The organism is Pseudomonas flexibilis, from assembly GCF_000802425.1.
GTDB lineage: Bacteria > Pseudomonadota > Gammaproteobacteria > Pseudomonadales > Pseudomonadaceae > Serpens > Serpens flexibilis.
Map to the genome: position 1 here is coordinate 19,634 of NZ_JRUD01000031.1, position 22,924 is coordinate 42,557.

At 66.2% G+C, this 22,924-nt stretch carries 18 protein-coding genes; 3 read left to right on the forward strand and 15 right to left on the reverse strand.

The genetic code is table 11. The features are described 5' to 3' along the window. Positions 1-152: 152 nt before the first annotated feature. Both SF06_RS16590 and SF06_RS16595 read right to left on the reverse strand, forming a co-directional pair. Complete coding sequence (locus tag SF06_RS16590) at positions 153-2,303, reverse strand: methyl-accepting chemotaxis protein (RefSeq protein WP_039562726.1); 2,151 nt, start codon at positions 2,301-2,303, stop codon at positions 153-155. A gap of 157 nt (positions 2,304-2,460) precedes the next feature. Next, on the reverse strand, positions 2,461-3,246 hold the full coding sequence (locus SF06_RS16595) for a spermidine synthase (RefSeq protein WP_437123615.1): 786 nt from the start codon (positions 3,244-3,246) through the stop codon (positions 2,461-2,463). Positions 3,247-3,403: 157 nt separating this feature from the next. On the opposite strand from SF06_RS16595, the gene SF06_RS16600 reads away from it, so the two are divergent. Next, positions 3,404-4,744: a class II 3-deoxy-7-phosphoheptulonate synthase gene (locus tag SF06_RS16600; protein ID WP_039562727.1), complete on the forward strand. Its 1,341-nt coding sequence runs from the start codon at positions 3,404-3,406 to the stop codon at positions 4,742-4,744. Positions 4,745-4,909: 165 nt separating this feature from the next. Continuing rightward, complete coding sequence (locus SF06_RS16605; protein ID WP_039562729.1) at positions 4,910-6,079, forward strand: MFS transporter; 1,170 nt, start codon at positions 4,910-4,912, stop codon at positions 6,077-6,079. Positions 6,080-6,267: 188 nt separating this feature from the next. On the opposite strand, the gene SF06_RS16610 is transcribed toward SF06_RS16605, so the two are convergent. From SF06_RS16610 to leuC, 13 genes are all read right to left on the reverse strand, one after another. Beyond that, positions 6,268-7,479 carry an O-succinylhomoserine sulfhydrylase gene (locus SF06_RS16610; RefSeq protein ID WP_027590135.1) on the reverse strand — a complete coding sequence of 404 codons (1,212 nt, stop codon included), beginning with the start codon at positions 7,477-7,479 and terminating at the stop codon, positions 6,268-6,270. A 66-nt stretch (positions 7,480-7,545) separates the two neighbouring features. Then, positions 7,546-9,051 carry an amidophosphoribosyltransferase gene (gene purF, locus SF06_RS16615; RefSeq protein WP_039562730.1) on the reverse strand — a complete coding sequence of 502 codons (1,506 nt, stop codon included), beginning with the start codon at positions 9,049-9,051 and terminating at the stop codon, positions 7,546-7,548. A 97-nt stretch (positions 9,052-9,148) separates the two neighbouring features. Continuing rightward, positions 9,149-9,682, reverse strand: coding sequence for a CvpA family protein (locus SF06_RS16620; RefSeq protein WP_039562731.1), 534 nt, complete (start codon positions 9,680-9,682; stop codon positions 9,149-9,151). Between the two features lie 85 nt (positions 9,683-9,767). Beyond that, positions 9,768-10,373 carry an SPOR domain-containing protein gene (locus SF06_RS16625; protein ID WP_027590138.1) on the reverse strand — a complete coding sequence of 202 codons (606 nt, stop codon included), beginning with the start codon at positions 10,371-10,373 and terminating at the stop codon, positions 9,768-9,770. Positions 10,374-10,404: 31 nt separating this feature from the next. Further along, positions 10,405-11,682, reverse strand: a complete 1,278-nt coding sequence (gene folC, locus SF06_RS16630) for a bifunctional tetrahydrofolate synthase/dihydrofolate synthase (RefSeq protein ID WP_027590139.1) — start codon at positions 11,680-11,682, stop codon at positions 10,405-10,407. Continuing rightward, complete coding sequence (gene accD / locus SF06_RS16635) at positions 11,679-12,563, reverse strand: acetyl-CoA carboxylase, carboxyltransferase subunit beta (protein ID WP_027590140.1); 885 nt, start codon at positions 12,561-12,563, stop codon at positions 11,679-11,681. Before accD ends, folC begins: the two co-directional genes overlap by 4 nt. A gap of 141 nt (positions 12,564-12,704) precedes the next feature. After that, positions 12,705-13,337, reverse strand: coding sequence for a phosphoribosylanthranilate isomerase (locus tag SF06_RS16640; RefSeq protein WP_039562751.1), 633 nt, complete (start codon positions 13,335-13,337; stop codon positions 12,705-12,707). A 58-nt stretch (positions 13,338-13,395) separates the two neighbouring features. Then, a complete protein-coding gene (gene truA, locus SF06_RS16645) occupies positions 13,396-14,250 on the reverse strand; it encodes a tRNA pseudouridine(38-40) synthase TruA (protein ID WP_027590142.1) in 855 nt (284 codons plus the stop codon). Positions 14,251-14,253: 3 nt separating this feature from the next. Beyond that, positions 14,254-16,998: a motility hub landmark protein FimV gene (locus SF06_RS16650; RefSeq protein ID WP_039562733.1), complete on the reverse strand. Its 2,745-nt coding sequence runs from the start codon at positions 16,996-16,998 to the stop codon at positions 14,254-14,256. Between the two features lie 347 nt (positions 16,999-17,345). Further along, positions 17,346-18,458: an aspartate-semialdehyde dehydrogenase gene (asd, locus tag SF06_RS16655; protein ID WP_027590144.1), complete on the reverse strand. Its 1,113-nt coding sequence runs from the start codon at positions 18,456-18,458 to the stop codon at positions 17,346-17,348. Between the two features lie 64 nt (positions 18,459-18,522). Beyond that, a complete protein-coding gene (gene leuB, locus SF06_RS16660) occupies positions 18,523-19,605 on the reverse strand; it encodes a 3-isopropylmalate dehydrogenase (protein ID WP_039562734.1) in 1,083 nt (360 codons plus the stop codon). Positions 19,606-19,711: 106 nt separating this feature from the next. Next, positions 19,712-20,359, reverse strand: a complete 648-nt coding sequence (leuD, locus tag SF06_RS16665) for a 3-isopropylmalate dehydratase small subunit (RefSeq protein WP_039562735.1) — start codon at positions 20,357-20,359, stop codon at positions 19,712-19,714. A gap of 10 nt (positions 20,360-20,369) precedes the next feature. After that, a complete protein-coding gene (leuC, locus tag SF06_RS16670) occupies positions 20,370-21,797 on the reverse strand; it encodes a 3-isopropylmalate dehydratase large subunit (RefSeq protein WP_039562736.1) in 1,428 nt (475 codons plus the stop codon). Between the two features lie 157 nt (positions 21,798-21,954). Here leuC and SF06_RS16675 point away from each other — a divergent pair, with 157 nt between their 5' ends. Continuing rightward, positions 21,955-22,881 carry a LysR family transcriptional regulator gene (locus SF06_RS16675; RefSeq protein WP_027590148.1) on the forward strand — a complete coding sequence of 309 codons (927 nt, stop codon included), beginning with the start codon at positions 21,955-21,957 and terminating at the stop codon, positions 22,879-22,881. Positions 22,882-22,924 lie beyond the last annotated feature (43 nt).

Sequence of the window (22,924 nt, forward strand, 5' to 3'; positions counted from 1 at the left end):
CCGGAAACCTGGCGCCTCTGCGCGTTTTTTTTGACGGACGTGACGCCCTTTGACGGGCGCCACCCGGGACGCAACCTGGTACGGCCGGCGATCCCCCGCCCCGCAGTGCCGGGTGCGAGCAGTCCAACCCCACAGGGGGCCGGTACCGCTGCCTAGGCGCCCCGTTTACTGACCCGGAACTGGCCGACCAGTCGCTGCAGGCGATTGGCGGTATGCCGCACCCGCTCCGCGCTGCCGGCCAGCCCGTCCAGGGTCTGCCCCATGTCGCCGGCGGCCTGTTCCACGCCGCGGATGGTCTGCCCGTAGTGCAGGCTGCGCTGGTTCAACTGCTGGATGATTTCGAACATGCGCTGCACCCGCGCGTGCAGCTCGCTATTCTCGGCGCCCTCTGTCTCGCTGTGCTGCAGGCGCGCATCGACGTCCTTGACCCCGGCTTCCATGCTCTGCACTTCGCGCCGTGTTTCAGCCTGCAGGCTTTCGACCAGGGTACCGATGTTCTCGGCGGCCTGGGCGGTGCGCTGCGCCAGGGTGCGTACCTCACCGGCCACCACGGCGAAGCCGCGCCCGTGCTCGCCGGCGCGCGCCGCCTCGATGGCCGCGTTGAGGGCCAGCAGGTTGGTCTGCGCGGTGATGTCGGCGATCAGCCCGACGATGCCGTCGATCTCCGCCATGCGGCTGTCCAGGCGCTGCACGCCGAGGGCGGAACGCTCCATCACGTCGCGGATCGAGCGGGTGCCGCTGCGCACCTGCTCGAAGCGCTCGCGGGCGCTGGCCACCACCTGGTCCATGGCGCTCTTCATCTCGCCGGCCGTGCTGGCCGCCTGCTGGATCTCGCCCAGCTGCTCCTCGACCAGCAGCAACAGCCGGTGGATTTCCTCGTTGACCTCGCGACTGGTGCCAGCCGCCTCACCGCTGCGCTCCAGCATGCGCGCGTTGGTGTCGCGCACCTGGGCGGAAACCTCGATGACCTGCCCCACCAGGTTGTCCAGGCTGTCGATCAGGCTGTTGATCCAGCGGCCCATCTCGCCGCTTTCGTCGCTGCCCAGCTGGGCCCGGTCCAGACGCTGGCTGAGGTTGCCGCCGCCCTCGGCGATGGTGCGCACCACACCAGTCATGCGCCGCAGGCGCGCGGCCAGGCGGTTCGGTCCGAACGCCGCGAAGGCGCAGGCGCCCAGCACCAGCAGGCCGAAATCCACGGCATCCAGCGCCCAGCCGGAGAGCCCGCCGAGGTGCTGCAGGCCGACGCGCAGGCCGAACAGCGTCAGCACGGTGGCCAGGTAGGTCTTCATCAGCCCGTAGGCCAGCGAGCGACGCCGGTAGACTTCCTCCAAGTCGGCCTCGCACATCATGCCCCAGCGGTCCGGCGAACCGGGTAGCTGGAAGGTGACGCCCTTGCCGATCACCGGGATGTGCCGGTAGTCCGAGTAGCCCGGATAGCTGACGAACAGGTTCTGTCCACGGGCGATGGTTTCGCGCACACCGGGATGCAGCTCGCCGCTGGCCGGATCGGTGAAGCGCAGCTCCAGCTCGGTGTGGCGCTGCACGCGCACCGTGCCCCAGGCGGTGTGCACGCCACCCTTGAGGTTCTCGCCGAGGCTGAAGGTGTCATCCTCGAACCGCGAGCGCGACAGCGCGGTGCCGGCGGTGATCGCCGGATCGAACCGCGACTCCACCATGAACAGGTAGTTGTCGCCGGAGTCCGGGTAGACATGCCCGGCTTCGCGCTGAATCAGATCGCCCAGCACATCGTTGGGCACCCGCGCGCACAGGCAGCCGAGACCCTGGCCCTCGACCTGGACCGGCTGGAAGAACATCAGCGTAACGGCGTCGTGGAACCGGGAGCTGCTGGCGCCCAGGCGCTCGGTCCAGGGATCGCGGTACGGGCCGAGCAGGAACGGCTTCTTCAGGCCTTCGGCGAGGGCGCGCGGGGAGATGTCCGTCTGGCCCTGGCGCGCCTCGCTGCTGGAAGCCAGCACCCGGCCGGCGGCGTCCACCACGAACAGCTCCGAGCAGTCCGGCAACTGCCGCAGCTCCTCCCGCAGGCGCTGCGCGTCGGGCGTTGGCCAGTCCACCCCCACGCCCTGCGCCAGTTCGCCGAGACGCGTCCAGTGCGCTTCCGTCCACTGCTGGAGCTTCTTCATGCGCGTCTGGGCGATGCCCTCGAACGTCTGCTCCAGTTCCGCCGCCAGTCCGCGATTCAGCCAGCAGGCCCAGCCCATGGCCAGGCGGCCGGTCTTGCCGAACCAGGGCAACCAGCCGCGCTCGGCGGCCGACAGATTCATGTGTGCACTCGAATGGGACATCGGGGAATTCCTTGCGACCGACAGCGGTAACCTTCGGTGCAGAGCAATTCCCGGACCAGCTGCAAAGCCCCAAAATCGCCCGTTTACGGCAAATTCCGCACCGTTTCAGGGCGCAGAGAGCGAGAGACCCAATATCAATGCGCCATTACCGTGCACATCAACTGGCGGGGCGGATCGCCTCGATCAACGATTCCAGGCTGTAACCCAGGCGCGGCTGCAGGGCCTGGGTGCGCTCACGCAACGCGTCAAGATCCAGCGTCTGCTCCAGATCGGAGGGCACCAGCAGGGCGACATTGCCCTCCTTCACCGGACATTCCCAGTAATGGTGATGGAACAGCCCGCGCAGCAGCGCAGCGCCCAGCGGCTTGCCATCGTCGGTGGCCCACTGGTTGATGATCAGCCAGCCACCCGGATTGAGCTTGGCCTGGCAGGCTTCGAGGAATTTCCAGGCCAGATGGCCCGGACCGGGTCCCAGGTCGGTATAGAGGTCGACGAACAGCAGGTCCGGCCGTTCGGCGCTGTCGAGCAGCTCCAGTGCATCGCCGACGCGGATGGTCAGGCGCGGATCATCGTCCAGGCCGAGGAACTCCATGGCCAGACGCGGCACATCCGGGCGCAGCTCAATGACTTCGACATCGTCCAGCGACAGGAACTTCAGGCAGGCCTGGGTCAGCGTGCCTGCCCCGAGGCCGAGAAACAGCGCGGATTCCGGCGCCGAGTGGGCCAGGGCGCCGAGCAGCATGGCGCGGGTGTAGTCGTATTCCAGCCAGGCCGGATCGGCGGTGAACACGCAGCTCTGCTCCACCTGATCGCCGAACTCCAGGAAGCGGTAGTCGCCCATTTCCACCACGCGGATCACGCCATAGGCGTCGCGCACCTCGGCCAGCAGCCGTTCTTCCTGCACATCCGGCACACCCGACAGCGGCGTCTGTTCACTACTCATCGCGTCATACAACCTGCTTGCAACCGGCCAGGGCGGCCGAAGGGGCGCCTATGCTTGCCAAAGCGCGCGGGAAACACAATCACAAGCCTTCATCGGAGCGCCATCGGCATTGGAGTAGCATAGGCGGCGTCCTTTTCAATCCGCCAAGAGAGCATCGATGTCGCAACCCTGGTCCCCCGAGAGCTGGAGGAGCAAGCCCATCCAGCAGCAACCCATCTACCCCGACGCCGCCCATCTGGCCCGTGTGGAAAACACCCTGGCCGGCTATCCGCCGCTGGTGTTCGCCGGCGAGGCACGCGAGCTGCGCCGCCAGTTCGCCGAGGTCACCCAGGGCCGCGCCTTCCTGTTGCAGGGCGGTGACTGCGCCGAAAGCTTCGCGGAATTCTCCGCCGCGAAGATCCGCGACACCTTCAAGGTGCTGCTGCAGATGGCCATCGTCATGACCTTCGCCGCCGGCTGCCCGGTGGTGAAAGTCGGCCGCATGGCCGGCCAGTTCGCCAAGCCGCGTTCCTCGGGGGAGGAAACCCAGGGCGGGGTCACCCTGCCCGCCTACCGCGGAGACATCGTCAACGGCATCGAATTCGACAGCCGTAGCCGCGTGCCCGACCCGGAGCGGCTGGTCCAGGCCTACAACCAGTCCACCGCCACCCTCAACCTACTGCGCGCCTTCGCCCAGGGTGGATTCGCCGACGTCCATCAGGTGCACCAGTGGAACCTGGACTTCATCGCCAACTCGGCACTGGCCGAGAAGTACCAGCAGTTGGCAGGTCGCCTCGATGAAGCGCTGGCGTTCATGCGCGCCTGCGGTCTGGATGGTGTGCCACAGCTGCGCGAGGCCAGCTTCTTCACCGCCCACGAGGCGCTGCTGCTCAATTACGAGCAGGCCTTCGTGCGCCGCGACAGCCTGACCGGCGACTGGTACGACTGCTCGGCGCACATGCTGTGGATCGGCGACCGCACCCGCCAGCCGGACGGCGCGCATGTGGAATTCCTGCGCGGGGTCGGCAACCCGATCGGCGTGAAGATTGGCCCGAGCACCCAGCCCGACGAGCTGCTGCGGCTGATCGACATCCTCAACCCGGAGAACGATCCGGGTCGCCTCAACCTGATCGTGCGCATGGGCGCCGGCAAGGTCGAGCAGCACCTGCCTCGCCTGATCCGCGCCATCACCGAAGAGGGGCGCCTGGTGCTGTGGAGTTCCGATCCGATGCACGGCAATACCATCAAGGCCGGCGCCTACAAGACGCGGGACTTCGCCAGCGTGTTGCAGGAAGTGCGCGAATTCTTCGCCGTGCACCGCGCCGAAGGCAGCTACCCGGGCGGCATCCATATCGAGATGACCGGCCAGAACGTCACCGAGTGCATCGGCGGCTGCCGACCGGTCACCGCGGACAGCCTGTCGGATCGCTACCACACCCACTGCGACCCGCGCCTGAACGCCGACCAGTCGCTGGAGCTGGCGTTCATGATCGCCGAGAGCCTGAAGGGGCTGGGGTAATAGGGGAGTCTCCGGCCGCCAACGGTGGCCAACGCGTTGCGTTGACCACTCTACGGTCGGTGTCGCGATCAACCGATCACCGAGAATTTCATTAGGCTGCTTCCTTTCTCGGCGCCACCTGCCGCATCATGCGGCAGTTCGTCCCAGCCACAGCGTGCAGCCCCCATGAGCGCAGTCCGATTGCGCGATCCCGCGCAAGTTCTCGCCCTGATCGTCTTCACGGCCCTGATCTATTTCTGCACCGGCCTGCCGCTGGCGGTGCTGCCCGGCTATGTACACGACAGCCTCGGCTACAGCTCGGCTGTGGCCGGCCTGGTGATCAGCGCCCAGTACCTCACCACCCTGCTCGCCCGGCCGCTGACCAGCAGCCTGTGTGACCGGCTGGGCTCGCGCCGCGCGGTGACCTACGGCCTGCTGGCCTGCGCGCTGAGCGGTCTGCTGACGCGGCTGGCGATCAGCCTGGACAACCTGCCCATCGTGACGCTGGGCGCCCTGTTGCTGGGGCGGGTTTTGCTGGGCGCCGCCCAGGGACTGATGGGTACCGGCGCGCTGAGCTGGGCCATCGCCCGCGCCGGGGTGGAGCACACCGCCCGGGTGATTTCCTGGAACGGCGTCGCCGTCTACGGCGCCATCGCCATCGGCGCCCCACTGGGCATGGCCTTGGCCGAACGCTTCGGCGTCGGGAGCCTCGGCGCGGTGACCCTGGCACTGGCGCTCGGCGGCCTGCTGCTGATCCGCCGACAGGCGACCCTGCCGGTCAGCAGCGAAGCCCGCCTGCCCTTTCGTCGCGTGTTCGGCCGGGTGCTGCCCGGCGGCCTGACCCTGGCGCTCGGCACGCTTGGCTACGGCACCCTGTCGACCTTCGTGGCGCTGTACTTCACCAGCCGCGGCTGGGACGGCGCCGGCTATGCGCTGAGCGCCTTCGGAGCCGCCTTCATTGGCGCGCGCCTGGTGTTCTCAGGCAGCATCGGCCGCTGGGGTGGTTACCGGGTGGCGCTGGCCTGTCTGGGCGTGGAGCTGCTCGGACTGCTGCTGATCTGGCTGGCGCCGGGCCCGGTACTGGTCTTTGCCGGCGCGGCCCTGACCGGCCTGGGCCTGTCGCTTCTGTATCCAGCGCTGGCAGTGGAAGTCATCCAACAGGTGCCAGCCTCCAGCCGCAGCTCGGCGCTGGGCGCCTTTGCGCTGTTCTTCGATCTGGCCCTGGGACTGGCCGGCCCGCTGATGGGGCTGCTGGTGCCGTTGAGCGGCCTGGCAGGCCTGTTCGGCGTATCCGCGCTGTTTGCAGTGATCGGTCTGGGGATGGGGGTTCGGCTGCTGCAGGGCGCCCGAGGCTGAGTCCTGCGCCTACGCGCTTCGCGGCTGCAGCCCCCGGGAGCAGGTTTCATTGATCCGCCGACGCGGTGCGAGGCCGCGAGACGTGCCGTGCCGGCGCGGTGGTGGACAAGGAAAACGTTGTCCACCCTACCGGAGCGGCACGCCCTCAGCCGCAGTCGGCCGGCGTCAAGCCGGCCTCGTGCACCACCTCAGATCAACGCCAGACCGCGAGCCAGGTCGTTGCGGATGTCGTCCACGTCCTCCAGGCCAACCGCGACACGGATCAGGCTGTCGCTGATTCCGGCGGCGGCGCGCGCTTCGGGGCTGAGGCGGCCGTGGGACGTGCTGGCCGGGTGGGCAATGGTGGTCTTGGTGTCGCCCAGGTTGGTGGTGATGGAGATCATGCGGGTGGCATCGATCACCTTCCAGGCATTCGCCTTGCCGCCCTTCACCTCGAAGCTCACCACCGCGCCGAAGCCGCTTTGCTGTCGCTTGGCCAGCTCATGCTGCGGGTGGCTGGGCAGGCCAGCGTAGTAGACGCGTTCAACCTGGGGCTGCTGCTCCAGCCATTCGGCGATGGCCTGCGCGCTTGCGCAGTGGGCCTGCATACGCACCTTGAGGGTTTCCAGGCCCTTGATGAACAACCAGGCGTTGAACGGACTTAGCGTCGGGCCGGCGGTACGCAGGAAGCCGACCACCTCCTGCATCAGCTTGGCCGGACCGGCCACCACGCCGCCCAGGCAACGGCCCTGGCCGTCGATGTACTTGGTGGCCGAATGGATGACGATATCGGCACCCAGCGCCAGCGGCTTCTGCAGCACCGGCGTGCAGAAGCAGTTGTCCACCGCCAGCAGCGCGCCGTGGGCGTGGGCCACCTGGGCCAGCGCGGCGATATCCACTAGCTCGGCCAGCGGGTTGGACGGCGATTCGACGATGAACAGCTTGGTGTTGGGCTTGCAGGCCGCCGCCCAGGCGTCCAGGTCGGCCAGCGGCGGGTAGTCCACCTCCACACCGAAGCGCTTGAAGTACTTGTCGAACAGGCTGATGGTCGAACCGAACACGCTGCGCGACACCAGCACATGGTCGCCGGCGCTGCACAGGCTCATCACCATGGCGAGGATGGCGGCCATACCGGAAGCGGTGGCGACCGCCTGCTCGGCCCCTTCCATTGCGGCAATGCGCTCCTCGAAAGTGCGCACCGTGGGGTTGGTATAGCGGGAGTAGACGTTGCCGGGCTGCTCGCCGGCGAAGCGCGCAGCGGCATCGGCCGCACTGCGGAACACATAGCTGGAGGACAGGAACAGCGCTTCGCTGTGCTCCGCCTCGGGGCTGCGGTACTGGCCGGCGCGCACGGCCAGTGTATCCGCCCCGGCCTCGCTCAGATCACTGTCCAGCCGGCCGGCATCCCATTCATTCAACATTGCTTTACACCTTGGGGTTGCGGCGCATTCGGCACGGCGACTGCGCCGCCGCCCGGGTGCGTCAGATCAGTTGTTGTACAGGTCGATGATCGCGTTGACAGCGCTCTGCTTGCTCTTGCTCAGGTCGTTGCGCGCCTGATCAATCCGCTGCAGGTAGGCCTCGTCCACGTCGCCTGTGACGTACTTGCCATCGAACACTGCGCAGTCGAACTCGTCGATCTTCACCTTGCCGCCGCCGACGGCGTCCTTGAGGTCTGCCAGATCCTGGTAGACCAGCCAGTCGGCGCCGATCAGCTCGGCCACCTGTTCGGCAGTGCGATTGTGGGCAATCAGCTCGTGGGCGCTGGGCATGTCGATGCCGTAGACATTCGGGTAGCGCACTTCCGGCGCCGCCGAGCAGAAGTAGACCTTCTTGGCACCGGCGTCGCGGGCCATCTGAATGATCTGCTTGCAGGTGGTGCCGCGCACGATGGAGTCATCCACCAGCATCACGTTCTTGCCGCGGAATTCCAGGTCGATGGCGTTGAGCTTCTGGCGCACCGACTTCTTGCGCGCCGCCTGGCCGGGCATGATGAAGGTCCGGCCGATATAGCGGTTCTTCACGAACCCTTCGCGGAACTTCACTCCCAGGTGGTTGGCCAGCTCCAGCGCGGAGGTACGGCTGGTATCGGGAATCGGGATGATCACGTCGATGTCGTGGTCCGGGCGCTCGCGGCGGATCTTATCGGCCAGTTTCTCACCCATGCGCAGGCGGGCCTTGTACACCGACACGCCGTCCATGATGGAGTCGGAACGCGCCAGGTAGACGTATTCGAAGATGCACGGGGTAAGGCGCGGATTCTGCGCGCACTGGCGGGTGAACAGCTTGCCGTCTTCGGTGATGAACACCGCTTCGCCTGGCGCCAGGTCGCGGATCAGCGAGAAGCCGAGCACATCCAGGGCAACGCTTTCCGAGGCGATCATGTACTCGACGCCTTCGTCGGTGTGACGCTGGCCAAAAACGATCGGGCGAATGCCATTCGGGTCGCGGAAGCCCACCAGGCCGTAGCCGGTGACCATGGCCACCACGGCATAACCACCCCGGCAGCGCTCATGCACCTTGGCGACGGCGGCGAAGATGTCCTCTTCGCTGGGGCGCAGCTTGCCGCGACGGGCCAGCTCGTGGGCGAACACGTTGAGCAGCACTTCGGAGTCGGAGTTGGTGTTCACGTGGCGCAGGTCAGCGGCGTAGATTTCTTCGGCCAACTGTTCCACGTTGGTGAGGTTGCCGTTGTGCGCCAGGGTGATGCCATACGGCGAGTTCACATAGAACGGCTGCGCCTCGGCGGAGCTGGAGCTGCCGGCGGTCGGGTAGCGGACATGACCGATGCCGATGTCGCCCACCAGCTCCTGCATGTGGCGCTGACGGAACACGTCGCGCACCAGGCCGTTTTCCTTGCGCATGTGCAGGTGACCGTTCTCGCAGGTCACGATGCCGGCGGCATCCTGACCGCGGTGCTGGAGCACGGTAAGCGCGTCATACAGCGCCTGATTGACGTTCGACTTGCCGACGATACCGACGATGCCACACATGTGACGCAACCTCACTCATGAATCATGGAGGGAGCCGGAGCTCCCGTTCTGGGGTCCATTCCCGCCTCGCCGCAGTCGCGCGAAACGGAAGAGGGCCCTATCGACCAGCCGCGCCGAACTGCTGCGCGGCGGCTGAACCTTCGATCATCCACTGACCGACATTGTTGAGGATCAGGTTCTTGGACCAGTCCGCCACCATCAGGAAATGCGGCACCAGGGACGACTCCCGCCACCAACTGTCCTGCTGCACCGGCGCCAGGCTCAACAGGCCGACCAGAACCACCACCAGCAGGGCGCCGCGGGCCACACCGAAAACCATGCCCAGCAGGCGATCGGTCCCCGTCAGGCCCGTGGCGCGCACCAGCTCGCCGAGCAGGAAACTGATCAGCGCACCGACCAACAGCGTGGCCACGAACAGGATGCCGCAGGCAGCGATGATGCGCGCCGACGGCGTTTCGATGAAACCGCCAAGGTGCTCGGCCAACGCGCCGCCGAACAGCCAGGCAACGGCACCGGCGACAATCCAGATGACCAGGGACAGAGCTTCTCTGACGAAGCCGCGCTTGAGACTGATCAGTCCGGAGACAAGGATGATGGCGATGATTGCCCAATCGACCCAGGAGAACGACACGGTGATACAGGCCAGCGAGGAAAAGGGGCGCGCATTTTAACAGAGCTGTTGGCCAGCGGTAAGCCGCGCCCTTGGGCAATGAACTTCAGCCACGCTCGGGCTGGAAGCGCACCACGATGCCATCCAGCTTGTGCTGGCGGCGCAACTGATCGCGCAACCGGGTAGCCTCGGCGCGCTCGATGACTGGGCCGACAAACACCCGGTTCTTGCCCTCGAAGGTGCGCACATAGGCGTTGTAGCCCTGTTCACGCAGGGTTTTCTGCAGGGCCAGGGCATTGGCGCGGTTGCTCAGGCTGGCCAACTGCACACTCCAGGTCACCGGCAGGTTGTTAGCATCCAGACGCGCTTCGGGCGCCTTGCGTGCGGCTGGCGCCGGATCGGCGGAGGGCGTCACCGGCTTTGGGACAGCCTGCCGCTGGTCGGAGGCAGCCGGCTCAGGCAGCGGCAGAGAACCGATGGGAGCGGAAGGCGCCGCCGGTACCGGCTCGTCCGGCAGCGGGTCGGGAACGGCGACCGGCGCAGTGCGGATGTCAGGCAGCGCGGGCATCGACGGCATGGGCGGGGCCTCGACGCGCACATGCCGCAGCTCGTCCTCGCGGGTCAGCAACATGGGCAGGAAGATCACCGCCAGCGCCACCAGCACCAGCGCACCCACGATTCGTTGCTTGAGTCCCCGGTCCAGCAAAGCCATCTCACACTCCTCGGTTCAGCGCGAAGCGCGATCAGGCATCTTCGCGTCGAGCCTGGCCAAGCCATTCCAGGGCTTCGGCCACGCAGTAGAACGATCCGAACACCAGCACCTCGTCGTCCTCACCCGCCTGGCCGCACTGGGCATCCAGCGCCGCGGCGATCGAAGGGTAACTGGCGGCCTGCGCACCACGGGCCTGCAGCGCAGCCGCCAGCGCAGCGCCGCTGCGGGTACGCACCGTGGGCAGATCGGCCACGGCCCAGTGGTCGACCTTGGCGAGCAGCGGGTCCAGCACACCCTCCAGGTCCTTGTCGGCCAGCAAGCCGAACACGGCCAGGCGGCGACCGTTGCAACGCTCCAGCCGCTCGGCCAGATAGGCGGCGGCGTGGGGATTATGGCCGACATCCAGCAGCAGCGACACGCTTCGCCCCTGATAGCGAAGCGCACGGCGATCCATGCGACCAGTGACACGCGCTTCGCGCAGCGCCTGCTTCAGGCGCTCCGGCTGCCACGGCTGATCGAGCAATGCGTAGGCCTGCAGCGCCAGCGCGGCGTTCTGCATCGGCAGGCTCAACAGGGGAATCTCCTGCAGTGTCAGGGCTGCACCCCGTGCGTCCCTGCCCCGCCACTCCCAGTCGCTGGCTCGAATGCTCAGGTCGAAATCGCGGCCGCGCAGCCAGAAAGGTGCACCCAGGGCGTGCGCACGCTGCTCAAGCACGGCCGGAGGCTGGGGGTCCCCGCACAGGGCAGGTTTGCCGGCGCGAAAGATGCCCGCCTTCTCGACGGCCACCGATTCGCGGGTGTTACCCAGCCATTCGCTGTGATCAACGGCGATGCTGGTCACCAGCGCCAGGTCGGCATCCACCAGGTTGACGGCATCCAGGCGGCCGCCCAAGCCCACCTCGAGCACGGCGAAGTCCAGCGCCGCACGCTCGAACAGCCAGAAGGCGGCCAGCGTGCCCATCTCGAAGTAGGTCAGGGAAATCTCGCCACGTGCCTGCTCCACTGCCTCGAAGGCGGCGCAGAGGTCGGCATCGCCGGCGTCCTGACCATTGATGCGCACCCGCTCGTTGTAACGCAGCAGGTGCGGCGAACTGTACACACCTACGCGGTGCCCCTGCGCGTGCAGCAGCGAAGCCAGCAACGCACAGGTGGAGCCCTTGCCGTTGGTGCCGGTGACCGTGATCACCGTCGAGGCGGGGCGTCCCAGACCCAGACGCCGAGCTACCTCGCCGGCACGCTCCAGCCCCATGTCGATGGCACTGGGGTGCAGCTGTTCGAGGTAGCTCAGCCAGTCGGCAAGCGTCTTCATGCGTAGCGAGGCACTTCCACCGGGGTCGGCTGGTGAGTGAACTGGGCGAGCAGGCGCGCCAGGCGCGCGCGCAGTTCATGGCGCGGGATGATCAGGTCGATGGCACCGTGGGCCAGCAGGAACTCGCCGCGCTGGAAGCCTTCCGGCAGCTTCTCGCGCACGGTCTGTTCGATCACGCGCGGGCCGGCGAAGCCGATCAGGGCGCGCGGCTCGCTGACGATGACGTCGCCGAGCATGGCCAGGCTGGCGGACACGCCGCCGTAGACCGGATCGGTAAGCACCGAGATGAACGGAATGCCTTCCTCGCGCAGGCGCGCCAGCGCCGCCGAAGTCTTGGCCATCTGCATCAGGGAAATCAGGGCCTCCTGCATGCGCGCGCCGCCGGAGGCGGAGAAGCAGACGAAGGGAATGCGCTGCTCCAGGGCCACGTTGGCGGCACGCACGAAGCGCTCACCAACGATCGAGCCCATGGAGCCACCCATGAAGGAGAACTCGAACGCCGCCGCCACGATCGGCATGCCTTGCAGCTGGCCACGCATCGCCACCAGGGCGTCCTTCTCGCCGGTGTCGCGCTGGGCGGCGGTCAGGCGGTCCTTGTACTTCTTGCTGTCGCGGAACTTCAGACGGTCCACCGGCTCCAGGTCGACGCCCAGCTCCTCGCGGCCTTCCGGATCCAGGAACATGTCCAGGCGGGTGCGCGCATTGATGCGCATGTGGTGGTCGCACTTGGGGCAGACGTCCAGGTTCTTTTCCAGCTCGGGCTTGTACAGCACCGCATCGCAGGAGGGGCACTTGTGCCACAGACCTTCCGGAACCGAGCTCTTCGTAACCTCGGAACGCATGATCGAAGGGATCAGCTTGTCTACCAGCCAGTTGCTCATCGTTGTTCTCCGCAGCTTCGATACCCGAGGCGCCGGGCGCCTGGGGCGAATTCTCAGTATTTGCCGGCGCCAGCCCAGGTCCACCCCGGGCCTCGGCACTGCCGACGACTGGAGCTAATGACGGCGGCGCCATCACGCTCGTCACATGCGGTCGCCAACCCCGCGCACGCGCCGGATGAACGCCGCCACTTTCGCAGCGTCCTTGATTCCCTTGGCCGCCTCCACACCGCCACTGACATCCACCCCATACGGACGCACCGAAGCGATGGCTTCAGTCACATTGTCGGGCGTCAGCCCACCGGCCAGGATCAGCGGCATGGGCAGGTCGGCGGGGATAAGGCTCCAGTCGAAGCGCTCGCCGGTGCCTCCCGGCACACCGGGCACATAGGCATCCAGCAGGATCGCCCGGGCGCCAGCAAAGCGTCTTGCTTCCGCGCGCAGGTCGTCACCCGGGCGCACGCGCAGCGCCTTGAACCAGGGGCGACCATGCCCTTCGCATTGTTCCGGCGTTTCATCACCATGGAACTGCAGGACATCCAGCGGCACGGCATCCAGCACTTCGCCAATGAAACAGCGGCTGGCGTTGACGAACAGGCCGACGCTGGTCACGAACGGCGGCAGGGCGGCGAGGATGGCGCGCGCCTGGCGCACATCGACGGCGCGCGGACTCTTGTCGTAGAACACCAGCCCGATGGCGTCGGCGCCCGCCTCGGCGGCGACCAGGGCGTCTTCGATACGGGTAATCCCGCAGATCTTGCTGCGAACGACCACGATTGGCTCCTCTGAACAGGGGCTGGATGTTAGCAGAGTGGCCCTGCGGCAGCGACCGGTGTCACTCGGGCAGCGCAGAGAGGAAATGCGGGCCCAGATAACGCTGCGGCAACTCGAATTCCTCCGGGTACTCGACCCGCACCAGATACAACCCGTAGGGATGCGCCGTAACGCCCCCGGCACGCCGGTCCCGGGCGGCCAGGATCTCGCTGACCCACTCCACCGGGCGCTCGCCGGCGCCGATAGTCATGAGCACACCGGCGAAATTGCGCACCATGTGGTGCAGGAAGGCATTGGCGCGTACATCCAGCACGATGAAGCGGCCGTGCTCGATGACGTTCAGGTGATGAACTGTCTTGATCGGCGACTTGGCCTGGCACTGCACGGCACGAAACGAAGTGAAGTCATGGGTGCCGACCAGCAGCGCGGCCGCTTCGCGCATGCGCTGCACGTCCAGGGGCCGGTGGTTCCAGGTGACCTCCTCGGCCATATGGGCGGGACGCACCGGGTCGTTGTAGATCACGTAGCGGTAACGGCGCGCACACGCCTTGAAGCGCGCGTGAAAGTCGGCCGGCATGACCTTGGCCCAGCAGACACTGATATCCCCCGGCAGGTTGGCGTTGGCCCCCATCACCCAGGCCTGCAACGGTCGCTCGACCGCCGTATCGAAATGCACCACCTGGCCGCTGGCATGCACAGACGCATCCGTGCGGCCGGCACACTGCAGGCTGACCGACTCGGCGGCCACCCTGCCCAGGGCGCGCTCCAGCGCTTCCTGGACGGAAGGCACACCGGCACCCTGCCGCTGCCAGCCGCGATAACGCGACCCCTTGTACTCCACACCAAGGGCAATCCTGTAAACGCCAGCGGCAGCCGTTTCGGCTGCCGCTGGCGGTACTGCTACTGCTTGTTTCATCGATCAGCTCAGGCGGGCCATCAGCTCCCGCGCTTCGTTCTTCTGACTGTCGTCACCCTCACCCAGCACCTCATCAAGGATGTCGCGAGCGCCCTCGCTGTCACCCATGTCGATGTAGGCTCGCGCCAGGTCGAGCTTGGTGGCGGTTTCATTGGTACCGGAGAGGAAATCGAAGTCCTCGTCATCTTCCAGCGGCCCCAGGTCCGTGATGTCGAAAGGCGGCGGCTCGACGGCAGGCATCTCCAGCTCATCGGTAAGCGTATCGAGCTGAGCATTCACACGCTCCAGCTCGGCTTCGAAATCATCCACCGCGGACGGCTCCGGCTCGTCACCGGACAGCAGCTGCTCGGCCTCCGCCAGGGACAGGTCGAAGTCCTCCGGCAGGGTCGACAGTTCGTTATCGCGCGCCGGCGGCTCAATGGCATCCAGGGTCGGCAGCTCGAACTCGGGAAGATCATCTTCATTCTCGACTTCGTCTTCGCCGACCAGCGACTCGAACGGATCGTCCAGGGTGAACTCCAGATCGGCCAGCGTTTCCTCAGCGGCCGGCTCGGCGATCGGCGCCACAGCTGTCGGAACAACCGGTTCGGTCACGTTCAGGGCGGGCTCGCTATCCAGCTGAAGGTCGAAGTCGAGGTCGTCATAGGCCGGCAACGGCTTGTCGAGGTCTTCCGCGACATTCGGAGTAGCCAGCGCCGGGGAAACCTGCAGCTCATCGTCGAAGCTCAACTCGTCGAGGCTGGGGATCGCCTCTTCCGCATCCTGCCAGCCCGCCAGGGTCGTCGCTCCGGCAGTGGCGGCAACGGCCATCGCACCCGCTGTCGCCGGAGACACCGGCGCCTGGGCGATATCCGGGTAACGGCTCTTCAACTTGCGGATCTCGCTTTCGGCACCGCCGACTTCGCGCAACTCGGCTTCCTGGCGCTGGAAGCCGGCTCGATCACCCTGTTCGGCGAATACTTCCATCAGCTTGAGGCGCAGGTCGCGACGCTCCGGCTCCTCGTCCAGCGCATTGAGCAACAGCTCGGCAGCCTGGTTGAAGCGGCCATAGGCAATGTAGATGTTGGCCTCCCCCAGCACATCGGTTGCATCGCCTGCCTTGCTGGACTGACCGTTACGGGAAACGCCACCGAGATCATCGAAGCTGCTGCTGGGCAGCGCCAGTTCCTCGCTGAACGCCTGATCGTCGTCGCTCAGGCCCAGGCCTTCCTGCAGTTCGGCTTCCTTCATGGCGTTGCGACGCGACAGGGCCATCAGGGCCAGCAGCAGCGCCAGCAGGCTGCCGCCACCAATGGCGCCCAACAACAGCGGATCGCCAAGCAGGCGATCGACATAGCCTTGCAGGCCGGCGTCGCTTGCCGTGGACGGCTCTGCACTAGCGGCCGGCACGACGCTCTGAAGCACTTCAGCCGGCGCAGGGGCCGGCTGTTCATTGGCACTTTGCAGCGGCGCCTCGAAGGCGCCTGGAGCAGCATCAGTGGTCTGCGCCCCGTCCGATGGCTGCGGGGACGACTGCTGCGGCGCCGAATTCTGCTGCTGCAGCTCGGGCGACTGCTCGGCCGCAGGAGTCGCAGTCACCTCGGGCGCCTGCTGAGCGGCCTGCTCCTCTTCCGCCAGACGAGCCTGGAGACGCGCCAGCTGGCTGTCCTTCAGTTCGATCAGGCGCTGCAGCTTGTCCAGCTGGCTCTGCAGATCCCCCATGCGTCCTTCAAGCTCCGCGCTGGCGCGCCGGGAGGTATCCAGATTTTCCTGAGCCACTGCGAGTTTGTCGGCCAGAGCGCTGCCGGCATCCTGACCTTCGGCAGATTTACCCTCGGTACCGGCGACCAGTCGCAGGCTGTCCCCGAGCTCCACGCGCTCCGGTGCAGGGCCCGCAACGGTGCGACGGGTGGCATCCAGCTGACGCGCGCCGCCAGCCAGGCTGCGCGCCTGCCGCCAGGCCTGCCAGGCTGCATTCTGCTCGGCCACCAGGGCAATTGCTTCGCGGCGGGTACGAGCCGCTATCTGCTGCTCGTCGGGCAGGCGCAACACCTGGCCGGTCTTGAGCAGGTTGATGTTGTCATTGATGAAGGCGCCCGGGTTCAGATCCTGAATGGCCAGCATGGTCTGCTGCACGGTGGCGCTGCCACGCTGGTGGCGACTGGCAATTTCCCAGAGCGTATCCTGGGCGACCGTGCGGTATTCGCTCTGCGGCTCAGCCTGGGCGACCACCGGCCGCACAGTGGACGGGGCGGTACGGGCAGGCTGAACCCTGGGCGCCGGTTGGCTCTGGCTCTGGCTCTGCGACTGGGGAGCCGGTGCGGCAAGCGCCAGCTGCGGCGCGACATCCGCCGTGTTCTGCGGGTTGTAGAGCGGCGGATCCAGCAGAACGGTGTACTCGCGAAGCGCGCGACCGCTCGGCCAGTTCACCTCGACGAGGAAGTTCAGGTAAGGCTCGCGCACCGGCTTGCTGGAACTGATGCGAATGATGCTCTTGCCCTGGGCATTGATGACCGGGGAAAACTGCAGATCGTTCAGGAAGAACGGGCGATCGACCCCTGCCCTGTGGAACTCATCCGCCGAGGCCAACGCCGGCATCACTTCCGCCGGGGACAGACCACGAACATCCAGCAGTTCGATTTCCGCAACCAAAGGCTGATTCAGGGCCGATTGCAGAGAGATTTCCCCCAACCCCAGCGCATTCGCGACTCCGGAAGAAAAGGCCGAAGCAGCTGCAATTGCCAGCACCAGTTTGCGAATCCGAGCCATATTGGTTTCCTTGTACTTTCCCTCTGGCGGCAAGGAGGCGCATACGCCTCTATCACCCGAGCGAGGCCGGCTTCCTGTCTCGACCTAGCGTCAAGTGGGTTAAGCCCTTGAAAATTTCGGTAAGTATCTTTGACGGGTATCGTTTTATCAACAACCCAGCCTAGGACACCTCGTTCATTGCGGAACCTTTCCGGACGTTATCGGACGCAATCCACAAATCGACGCGCGCGGCCTCACCAGCCATTCCTACCGCAGTCGAACTCCGCCCGTATGACCCGAATAAACACACAGGTTTAAAGCAGAACGCCACGGGCAAGCCGTGGCGTTCTGCAAACATGGTTGGCGAATCAGCGCTCCAGCAGGATACGCAGCATGCGACGCAGCGGTTCGGCCGCGCCCCACAGCAGCTGGTCGCCCACCGTGAAGGCGCCCAGGTATTGGGAGCCCATGTTCAGCTTGCGCAGACGACCCACCGGAACGTTCAGCGTGCCGGTGACCGCGGTCGGGCTCAGCTCGCGCATGGACTGCTCGCGGTGGTTGGGTACCAGCCGCACCCACGGATTGTGCTGGCTGATCAGCCCTTCGATGTCCGACAGCGGCACATCCTTGTTGAGCTTGATGGTCAGCGCCTGACTGTGGCAGCGCATGGCACCGATGCGCACGCACAGGCCATCCACCGGGATCGGGTTCTTGTTGCGACCGAGGATCTTGTTGGTCTCGGCCTGGCCCTTCCACTCTTCGCGGCTCTGGCCATTGGGCAGCTCCTTGTCGATCCAGGGGATCAGGCTACCGGCCAGCGGCACGCCGAAGTTGTCCACCGGGAAGGCTTCGCCGCGCATGGCCTCGGCCACCTTGCGGTCGATATCGAGGATGGCGCTGGCCGGATTGGCCAGCTCCTCGGCGACTGCGCCGTGGATGGTGCCCATCTGCTTGATCAGCTCGCGCATGTTCTGCGCGCCGGCGCCGCTCGCGGCCTGGTAGGTCATGGCGCTCATCCATTCCACCAGCCCGGCCTCGTACAGGCCGCCGAGGGCCATCAGCATCAGACTGACGGTGCAGTTGCCGCCGATGTAGTTCTTGACGCCCGCATCCAGCTGCTGGTCGATGACCCGGCGGTTGACCGGATCCAGGACGATGACCGCGTCATCGGCCATGCGCAACGTCGAGGCGGCGTCGATCCAGTAGCCCTGCCAGCCGGCTTCGCGCAGCTTGGGATACACCTCGCTGGTGTAGTCGCCACCCTGGCAGGTGAGGATCACATCGAGGGTCTTGAGTTCATCGAGGCTGTAGGCGTCCTTCAGCGGCGCGATGTCCTTGCCGATCTCGGGGCCCTGGCCGCCGACATTGGAGGTAGTGAAGAACACCGGCTCGATCAGGTCGAAGTCCCGCTCTTCACGCATGCGCTGCATGAGCACGGAACCCACCATGCCACGCCAGCCGATCAGACCTACACGTTTCATCTTTGTAACTACACCCTCGAAATAGGAAAGTGGGCCGCCGCCCGCAGGCGGCAGGCCGGTGAGATTACAGGTTCCGCAGCGCCGCGACTACTGCGTCACCCATTTCGCGGGTACCGACCTTGGTGCAGCCTTCCGACCAGATGTCACCCGTGCGCAGCCCCTGGTCCAGCACCAGGCTGACCGCTTGCTCGATGGCATCGGCGGCAGCCGTTTCGGCGAAGCTGTAGCGCAGCATCATGGACACCGAGAGGATGGTGGCCAGCGGGTTGGCAATGCCCTTGCCGGCGATATCCGGCGCGGAGCCGTGGCAGGGCTCGTACATGCCCTTGTTGTTGGCGTCCAGCGACGCCGACGGCAGCATGCCGATGGAACCGGTAAGCATGGAAGCCTCGTCCGACAGGATGTCGCCGAACATGTTGTCGGTGACGATCACGTCGAACTGCTTGGGGGCGCGCACCAGTTGCATGGCGGCATTGTCGACGTACATGTGCGACAGCTCGACCTGCGGGTAATCCTTGGCCACTTCCTCGACCACTGCGCGCCACAGCTGGCTGGAAGCCAGGACGTTGGCCTTGTCCACCGAGCAGAGCTTCTTGTTGCGCACCATGGCCATGTCGAAGCCGACCTTGGCGATGCGACGGATCTCGCTTTCGCTGTACGGCAGGGTGTCGTAGGCCTTGCGCTCGCCGTTGGCCAGGGTCTCGGTGCCGCGCGGGGCGCCAAAGTAGATACCGCCGGTCAGCTCGCGAACGATGAGGATGTCCAGGCCTGCGACCACTTCGGGCTTCAGGGTCGAGGCGGCGGCCAGTTGCGGATAGAGCAGCGCCGGGCGCAGGTTGCCGAACAGGCCCAGCTGCGAACGGATCTTCAGCAGGCCACGCTCGGGACGGATGGCCGGATCGATGGTGTCCCACTTCGGACCGCCCACGGCGCCGAGCAGGATGGCGTCGGCCTGGCGGGCGCGCTCCAGGGTCTCGTCGGCCAGCGGCACGCCGTACTTGTCGATGGCCGCACCGCCCAGCTCGTCATAGCTCAGCTCGAACGCCAGGTTGTACTTCTCGTTGGCCAGCTGCAGGACCTTGACGGCCTCGGCCATGATTTCCGGGCCGATGCCGTCGCCCGGGAGAACCAGAATCTGCTTGCTCATTGCATTCCTCTATTTTGCGTAGGGTGGATAACGGCCATCGGCCTTATCCACCGGAATCCTCTGGTGGAAAACGCTGCGCGATTTTCCACCCTACCTGCACGCTCGCTTACTTGATCGCGCCGAACAGCCAGGGCTGGGCCTGCTGGTGCTTGCTCTCGAACGCCTTGATCGCCTCGGCGTCCTGCAGGGTCAGGCCGATGTCGTCCAGCCCGTTGAGCAGGCAGTGCTTGCGGAAGGCGTCGATCTCGAAGCGGTACTGCACGCCATCCGGACGGGTCACGGTCTGTGCCTGCAGGTCGACGGTGAGCTGGTAGCCCTCGGTGGCTTCGGCCTGCTGGAACAGCGCATCGACCTCTTCTTCCTTCAGCACGATCGGCAGCAGGCCGTTCTTGAAGCTGTTGTTGAAGAAGATGTCGGCGAAGCTCGGCGCGATGATGGTGCGGAAGCCATACTCGTCCAGCGCCCAGGGCGCGTGCTCGCGGGACGAGCCGCAGCCGAAGTTCTCGCGGGCCAGCAGCACGCTGGCACCCTGGTAGCGCGGGAAGTTGAGCACGAAGTCCGGGTTGACCGGACGCTTCGAGCAATCCTGGTTCGGCTGACCGACGTCCAGGTAGCGCCACTCGTCGAACAGGTTGGGGCCGAAGCCGGTACGCTTGATCGACTTGAGGAATTGCTTGGGAATGATCTGGTCGGTGTCGACGTTGGCGCGATCCAGCGGGCAGACCAGGCCGGTATGTTGGGTAAAGGCTTTCATGTCTATGTCCTCAGGCCTGGAGCAGTTCGCGAACGTCGATGAAGTGGCCGGTCACCGCGGCGGCGGCGGCCATCGCCGGGCTCACCAGGTGGGTACGGCCGCCGGCGCCCTGGCGCCCTTCGAAGTTGCGGTTGGAGGTGGAGGCGCAATGCTCGCCGCTGCCCAGCTTGTCCGGGTTCATGGCCAGGCACATGGAGCAGCCCGGCTCGCGCCACTCGAAGCCGGCTTCGATGAAGATCTTGTCCAGCCCTTCTTTCTCGGCCTGCTGCTTGACCAGGCCGGAACCCGGCACCACCAGCGCCTGCTTGACGTTGGCGGCAACCTTGCGACCCTTGGCCACTTCGGCGGCGGCACGCAGGTCCTCGATGCGCGAGTTGGTGCAGGAGCCGATGAACACGCGGTCCAGCTTGATCTCGGTGATCGGCTGGTTGGCGGCCAGGCCCATGTACTTGAGGGCGCGCACGATGGAGTCGCGCTTGACCGGATCGGCCTCGGCCGCCGGGTCCGGCACGCGCTGATCGACCGCCAGGACCATTTCCGGCGAGGTGCCCCAGCTGACCTGCGGCTTGATGTCTTCGGCCTGCAGCTCGACCACGGTGTCGAACTGCGCATCGGCGTCGGACACCAGGCCCTTCCACAGCGCCACGGCAGCCTCCCAGTCGGCGCCCTTCGGCGCGTAGGGGCGGCCTTCGACATAGGCGATCGTCTTCTCGTCCACCGCCACCATGCCGACCCGGGCACCGGCCTCGATGGCCATGTTGCACAGGGTCATGCGGCCTTCCATGGACAGGTCGCGGATGGCGCTGCCGGCGAACTCCAGGGCGTGGCCATTGCCACCGGCGGTGCCGATCTTGCCGATGATGGCCAGCACGACGTCCTTGGCGGTGACGCCGAACGGCAGCTTGCCTTCGACGCGCACTTGCATGTTCTTCATCTTCTTGGCGACCAGGCACTGGGTGGCCAGCACATGCTCGACCTCCGAGGTGCCTATGCCGTGGGCCAGCGCGCCGAAGGCGCCGTGGGTGGAAGTGTGCGAGTCGCCGCAGACCACGGTCATGCCCGGCAGGGTGGCGCCCTGCTCCGGGCCGATTACGTGGACGATGCCCTGGCGGACATCATTCATCTTGAATTCGAGGATGCCGAAATCGTCGCAGTTCTCGTCGAGGGTCTGCACCTGGATGCGCGACACCTCGTCGGCGATGGCTTCCAGTCCGCCCTGGCGCTCGGCTCGGGTGGTCGGCACGTTGTGGTCCGGGGTGGCGATGTTGGCGTCGATGCGCCACGGCTTGCGACCGGCCAGGCGCAGGCCTTCGAAGGCCTGGGGCGAGGTCACTTCGTGGAGGATATGACGGTCGATGTAGATCAGCGACGAACCATCGTCGCGGCGCTTGACCTCATGCATCTCCCAGAGCTTGTCATAAAGGGTTTTGCCAGCCATCGGACTCTTCCTCATCGGTTGCTCATGCGGGGTGCTATGCCCCTTGCACGTATGGGGGCGATGCTAGGGGCTTGTCATGAATTACTCAAATTCATATTTTTCATCCACTGAATTCCCCAACGGAATACCATCCCCCTTTTCCTACCGGATACCCACGATGGACCTCGCCACCCTCAACGCCTTCATCGCCGTCGCGGAGAGCGGCAGCTTCTCCCTCGCCGGCGAGCGCCTGCATCTGACGCAGCCCGCGGTCAGCAAGCGCATCTTTGCCCTGGAGCAGCAACTGGAGGTGCGCCTGTTCGACCGTCTCGGACGAGAGGTCGGGCTCACCGAAGCCGGGCGCGCGCTGCTGCCGCGCGCCTACCGCATCCTGGGCGAACTGGACGACACCCGCCGCGCCCTGGCCAACCTCAATGGCGAGGTGAGCGGGCGCCTGACCCTGGCCACCAGCCACCACATCGGCCTGCATCGCCTGCCCCCGGTGCTGCGCGAATTCACCCGCCGCTATCCGGCGGTCAGCCTGGACATCCGCTTTCTGGATTCCGAAGTGGCCTACGAGGACGTCTTGCAGGGCCGCGCCGAGCTGGCGGTGATTACCCTGGCGCCTGAAGCCCGCACGCCGGCAGCCCGGACGCCGGATACCCGCGCCCCGCTGCGCGCCGTTCCCATCTGGGAAGACCCGCTGGACTTCGTCGCCGCCCCGGACCACCCGCTGGCGCGCAACGGCGCCCTGACATTGGCGGACGTGGCCGCCCATCCGGCGGTTTTTCCCGGGGCGCACACCTTCACCCACCGAATCGTGCATAGACTGTTCGAGGTAGCCGGCCTGACACCTCAGGTCGCCATGAGCACCAACTACCTGGAAACCATCAAGATGATGGTATCCATCGGCCTGGCCTGGAGCCTGCTGCCACGCACCATGCTGGACGATCAGGTCGTGCGGCTGACGCTGCCCGGGCCGCAACTGAGTCGACGACTGGGTTATGTGCTGCACACGGAGCGCACCCTGTCGAATGCCGCCCGCGCCTTCATGGCGCTGCTGGATGCCCAGCACGGACAAGGGAACGAACCGCAGTCCGTCTGAACGGATCTACCCGGGGCAAAAAATGCACAGCCGTTCCGGGCAG

What these genes read in the sequence shown, in the direction of transcription:
- SF06_RS16610 (WP_027590135.1), bottom strand. Translation starts at nt 7,479, where the DNA reads ATGTTGAATGAATGGGATGCCGGCCGGCTGGACAGTGATCTGAGCGAG.
- accD (WP_027590140.1), bottom strand. Translation starts at nt 12,563, where the DNA reads ATGAGCAACTGGCTGGTAGACAAGCTGATCCCTTCGATCATGCGTTCC.
- folC (WP_027590139.1), bottom strand. Translation starts at nt 11,682, where the DNA reads ATGAAGACGCTTGCCGACTGGCTGAGCTACCTCGAACAGCTGCACCCC.
- SF06_RS16650 (WP_039562733.1), bottom strand. Translation starts at nt 16,998, where the DNA reads ATGGCTCGGATTCGCAAACTGGTGCTGGCAATTGCAGCTGCTTCGGCC.
- truA (WP_027590142.1), bottom strand. Translation starts at nt 14,250, where the DNA reads ATGAAACAAGCAGTAGCAGTACCGCCAGCGGCAGCCGAAACGGCTGCC.
- leuB (WP_039562734.1), bottom strand. Translation starts at nt 19,605, where the DNA reads ATGAGCAAGCAGATTCTGGTTCTCCCGGGCGACGGCATCGGCCCGGAA.
- leuD (WP_039562735.1), bottom strand. Translation starts at nt 20,359, where the DNA reads ATGAAAGCCTTTACCCAACATACCGGCCTGGTCTGCCCGCTGGATCGC.
- SF06_RS16590 (WP_039562726.1), bottom strand. Translation starts at nt 2,303, where the DNA reads ATGTCCCATTCGAGTGCACACATGAATCTGTCGGCCGCCGAGCGCGGC.
- leuC (WP_039562736.1), bottom strand. Translation starts at nt 21,797, where the DNA reads ATGGCTGGCAAAACCCTTTATGACAAGCTCTGGGAGATGCATGAGGTC.
- SF06_RS16595 (WP_437123615.1), bottom strand. Translation starts at nt 3,246, where the DNA reads ATGAGTAGTGAACAGACGCCGCTGTCGGGTGTGCCGGATGTGCAGGAA.
- purF (WP_039562730.1), bottom strand. Translation starts at nt 9,051, where the DNA reads ATGTGTGGCATCGTCGGTATCGTCGGCAAGTCGAACGTCAATCAGGCG.
- SF06_RS16600 (WP_039562727.1), top strand. Translation starts at nt 3,404, where the DNA reads ATGTCGCAACCCTGGTCCCCCGAGAGCTGGAGGAGCAAGCCCATCCAG.
- SF06_RS16605 (WP_039562729.1), top strand. Translation starts at nt 4,910, where the DNA reads ATGAGCGCAGTCCGATTGCGCGATCCCGCGCAAGTTCTCGCCCTGATC.
- SF06_RS16675 (WP_027590148.1), top strand. Translation starts at nt 21,955, where the DNA reads ATGGACCTCGCCACCCTCAACGCCTTCATCGCCGTCGCGGAGAGCGGC.
- asd (WP_027590144.1), bottom strand. Translation starts at nt 18,458, where the DNA reads ATGAAACGTGTAGGTCTGATCGGCTGGCGTGGCATGGTGGGTTCCGTG.
- SF06_RS16625 (WP_027590138.1), bottom strand. Translation starts at nt 10,373, where the DNA reads ATGGCTTTGCTGGACCGGGGACTCAAGCAACGAATCGTGGGTGCGCTG.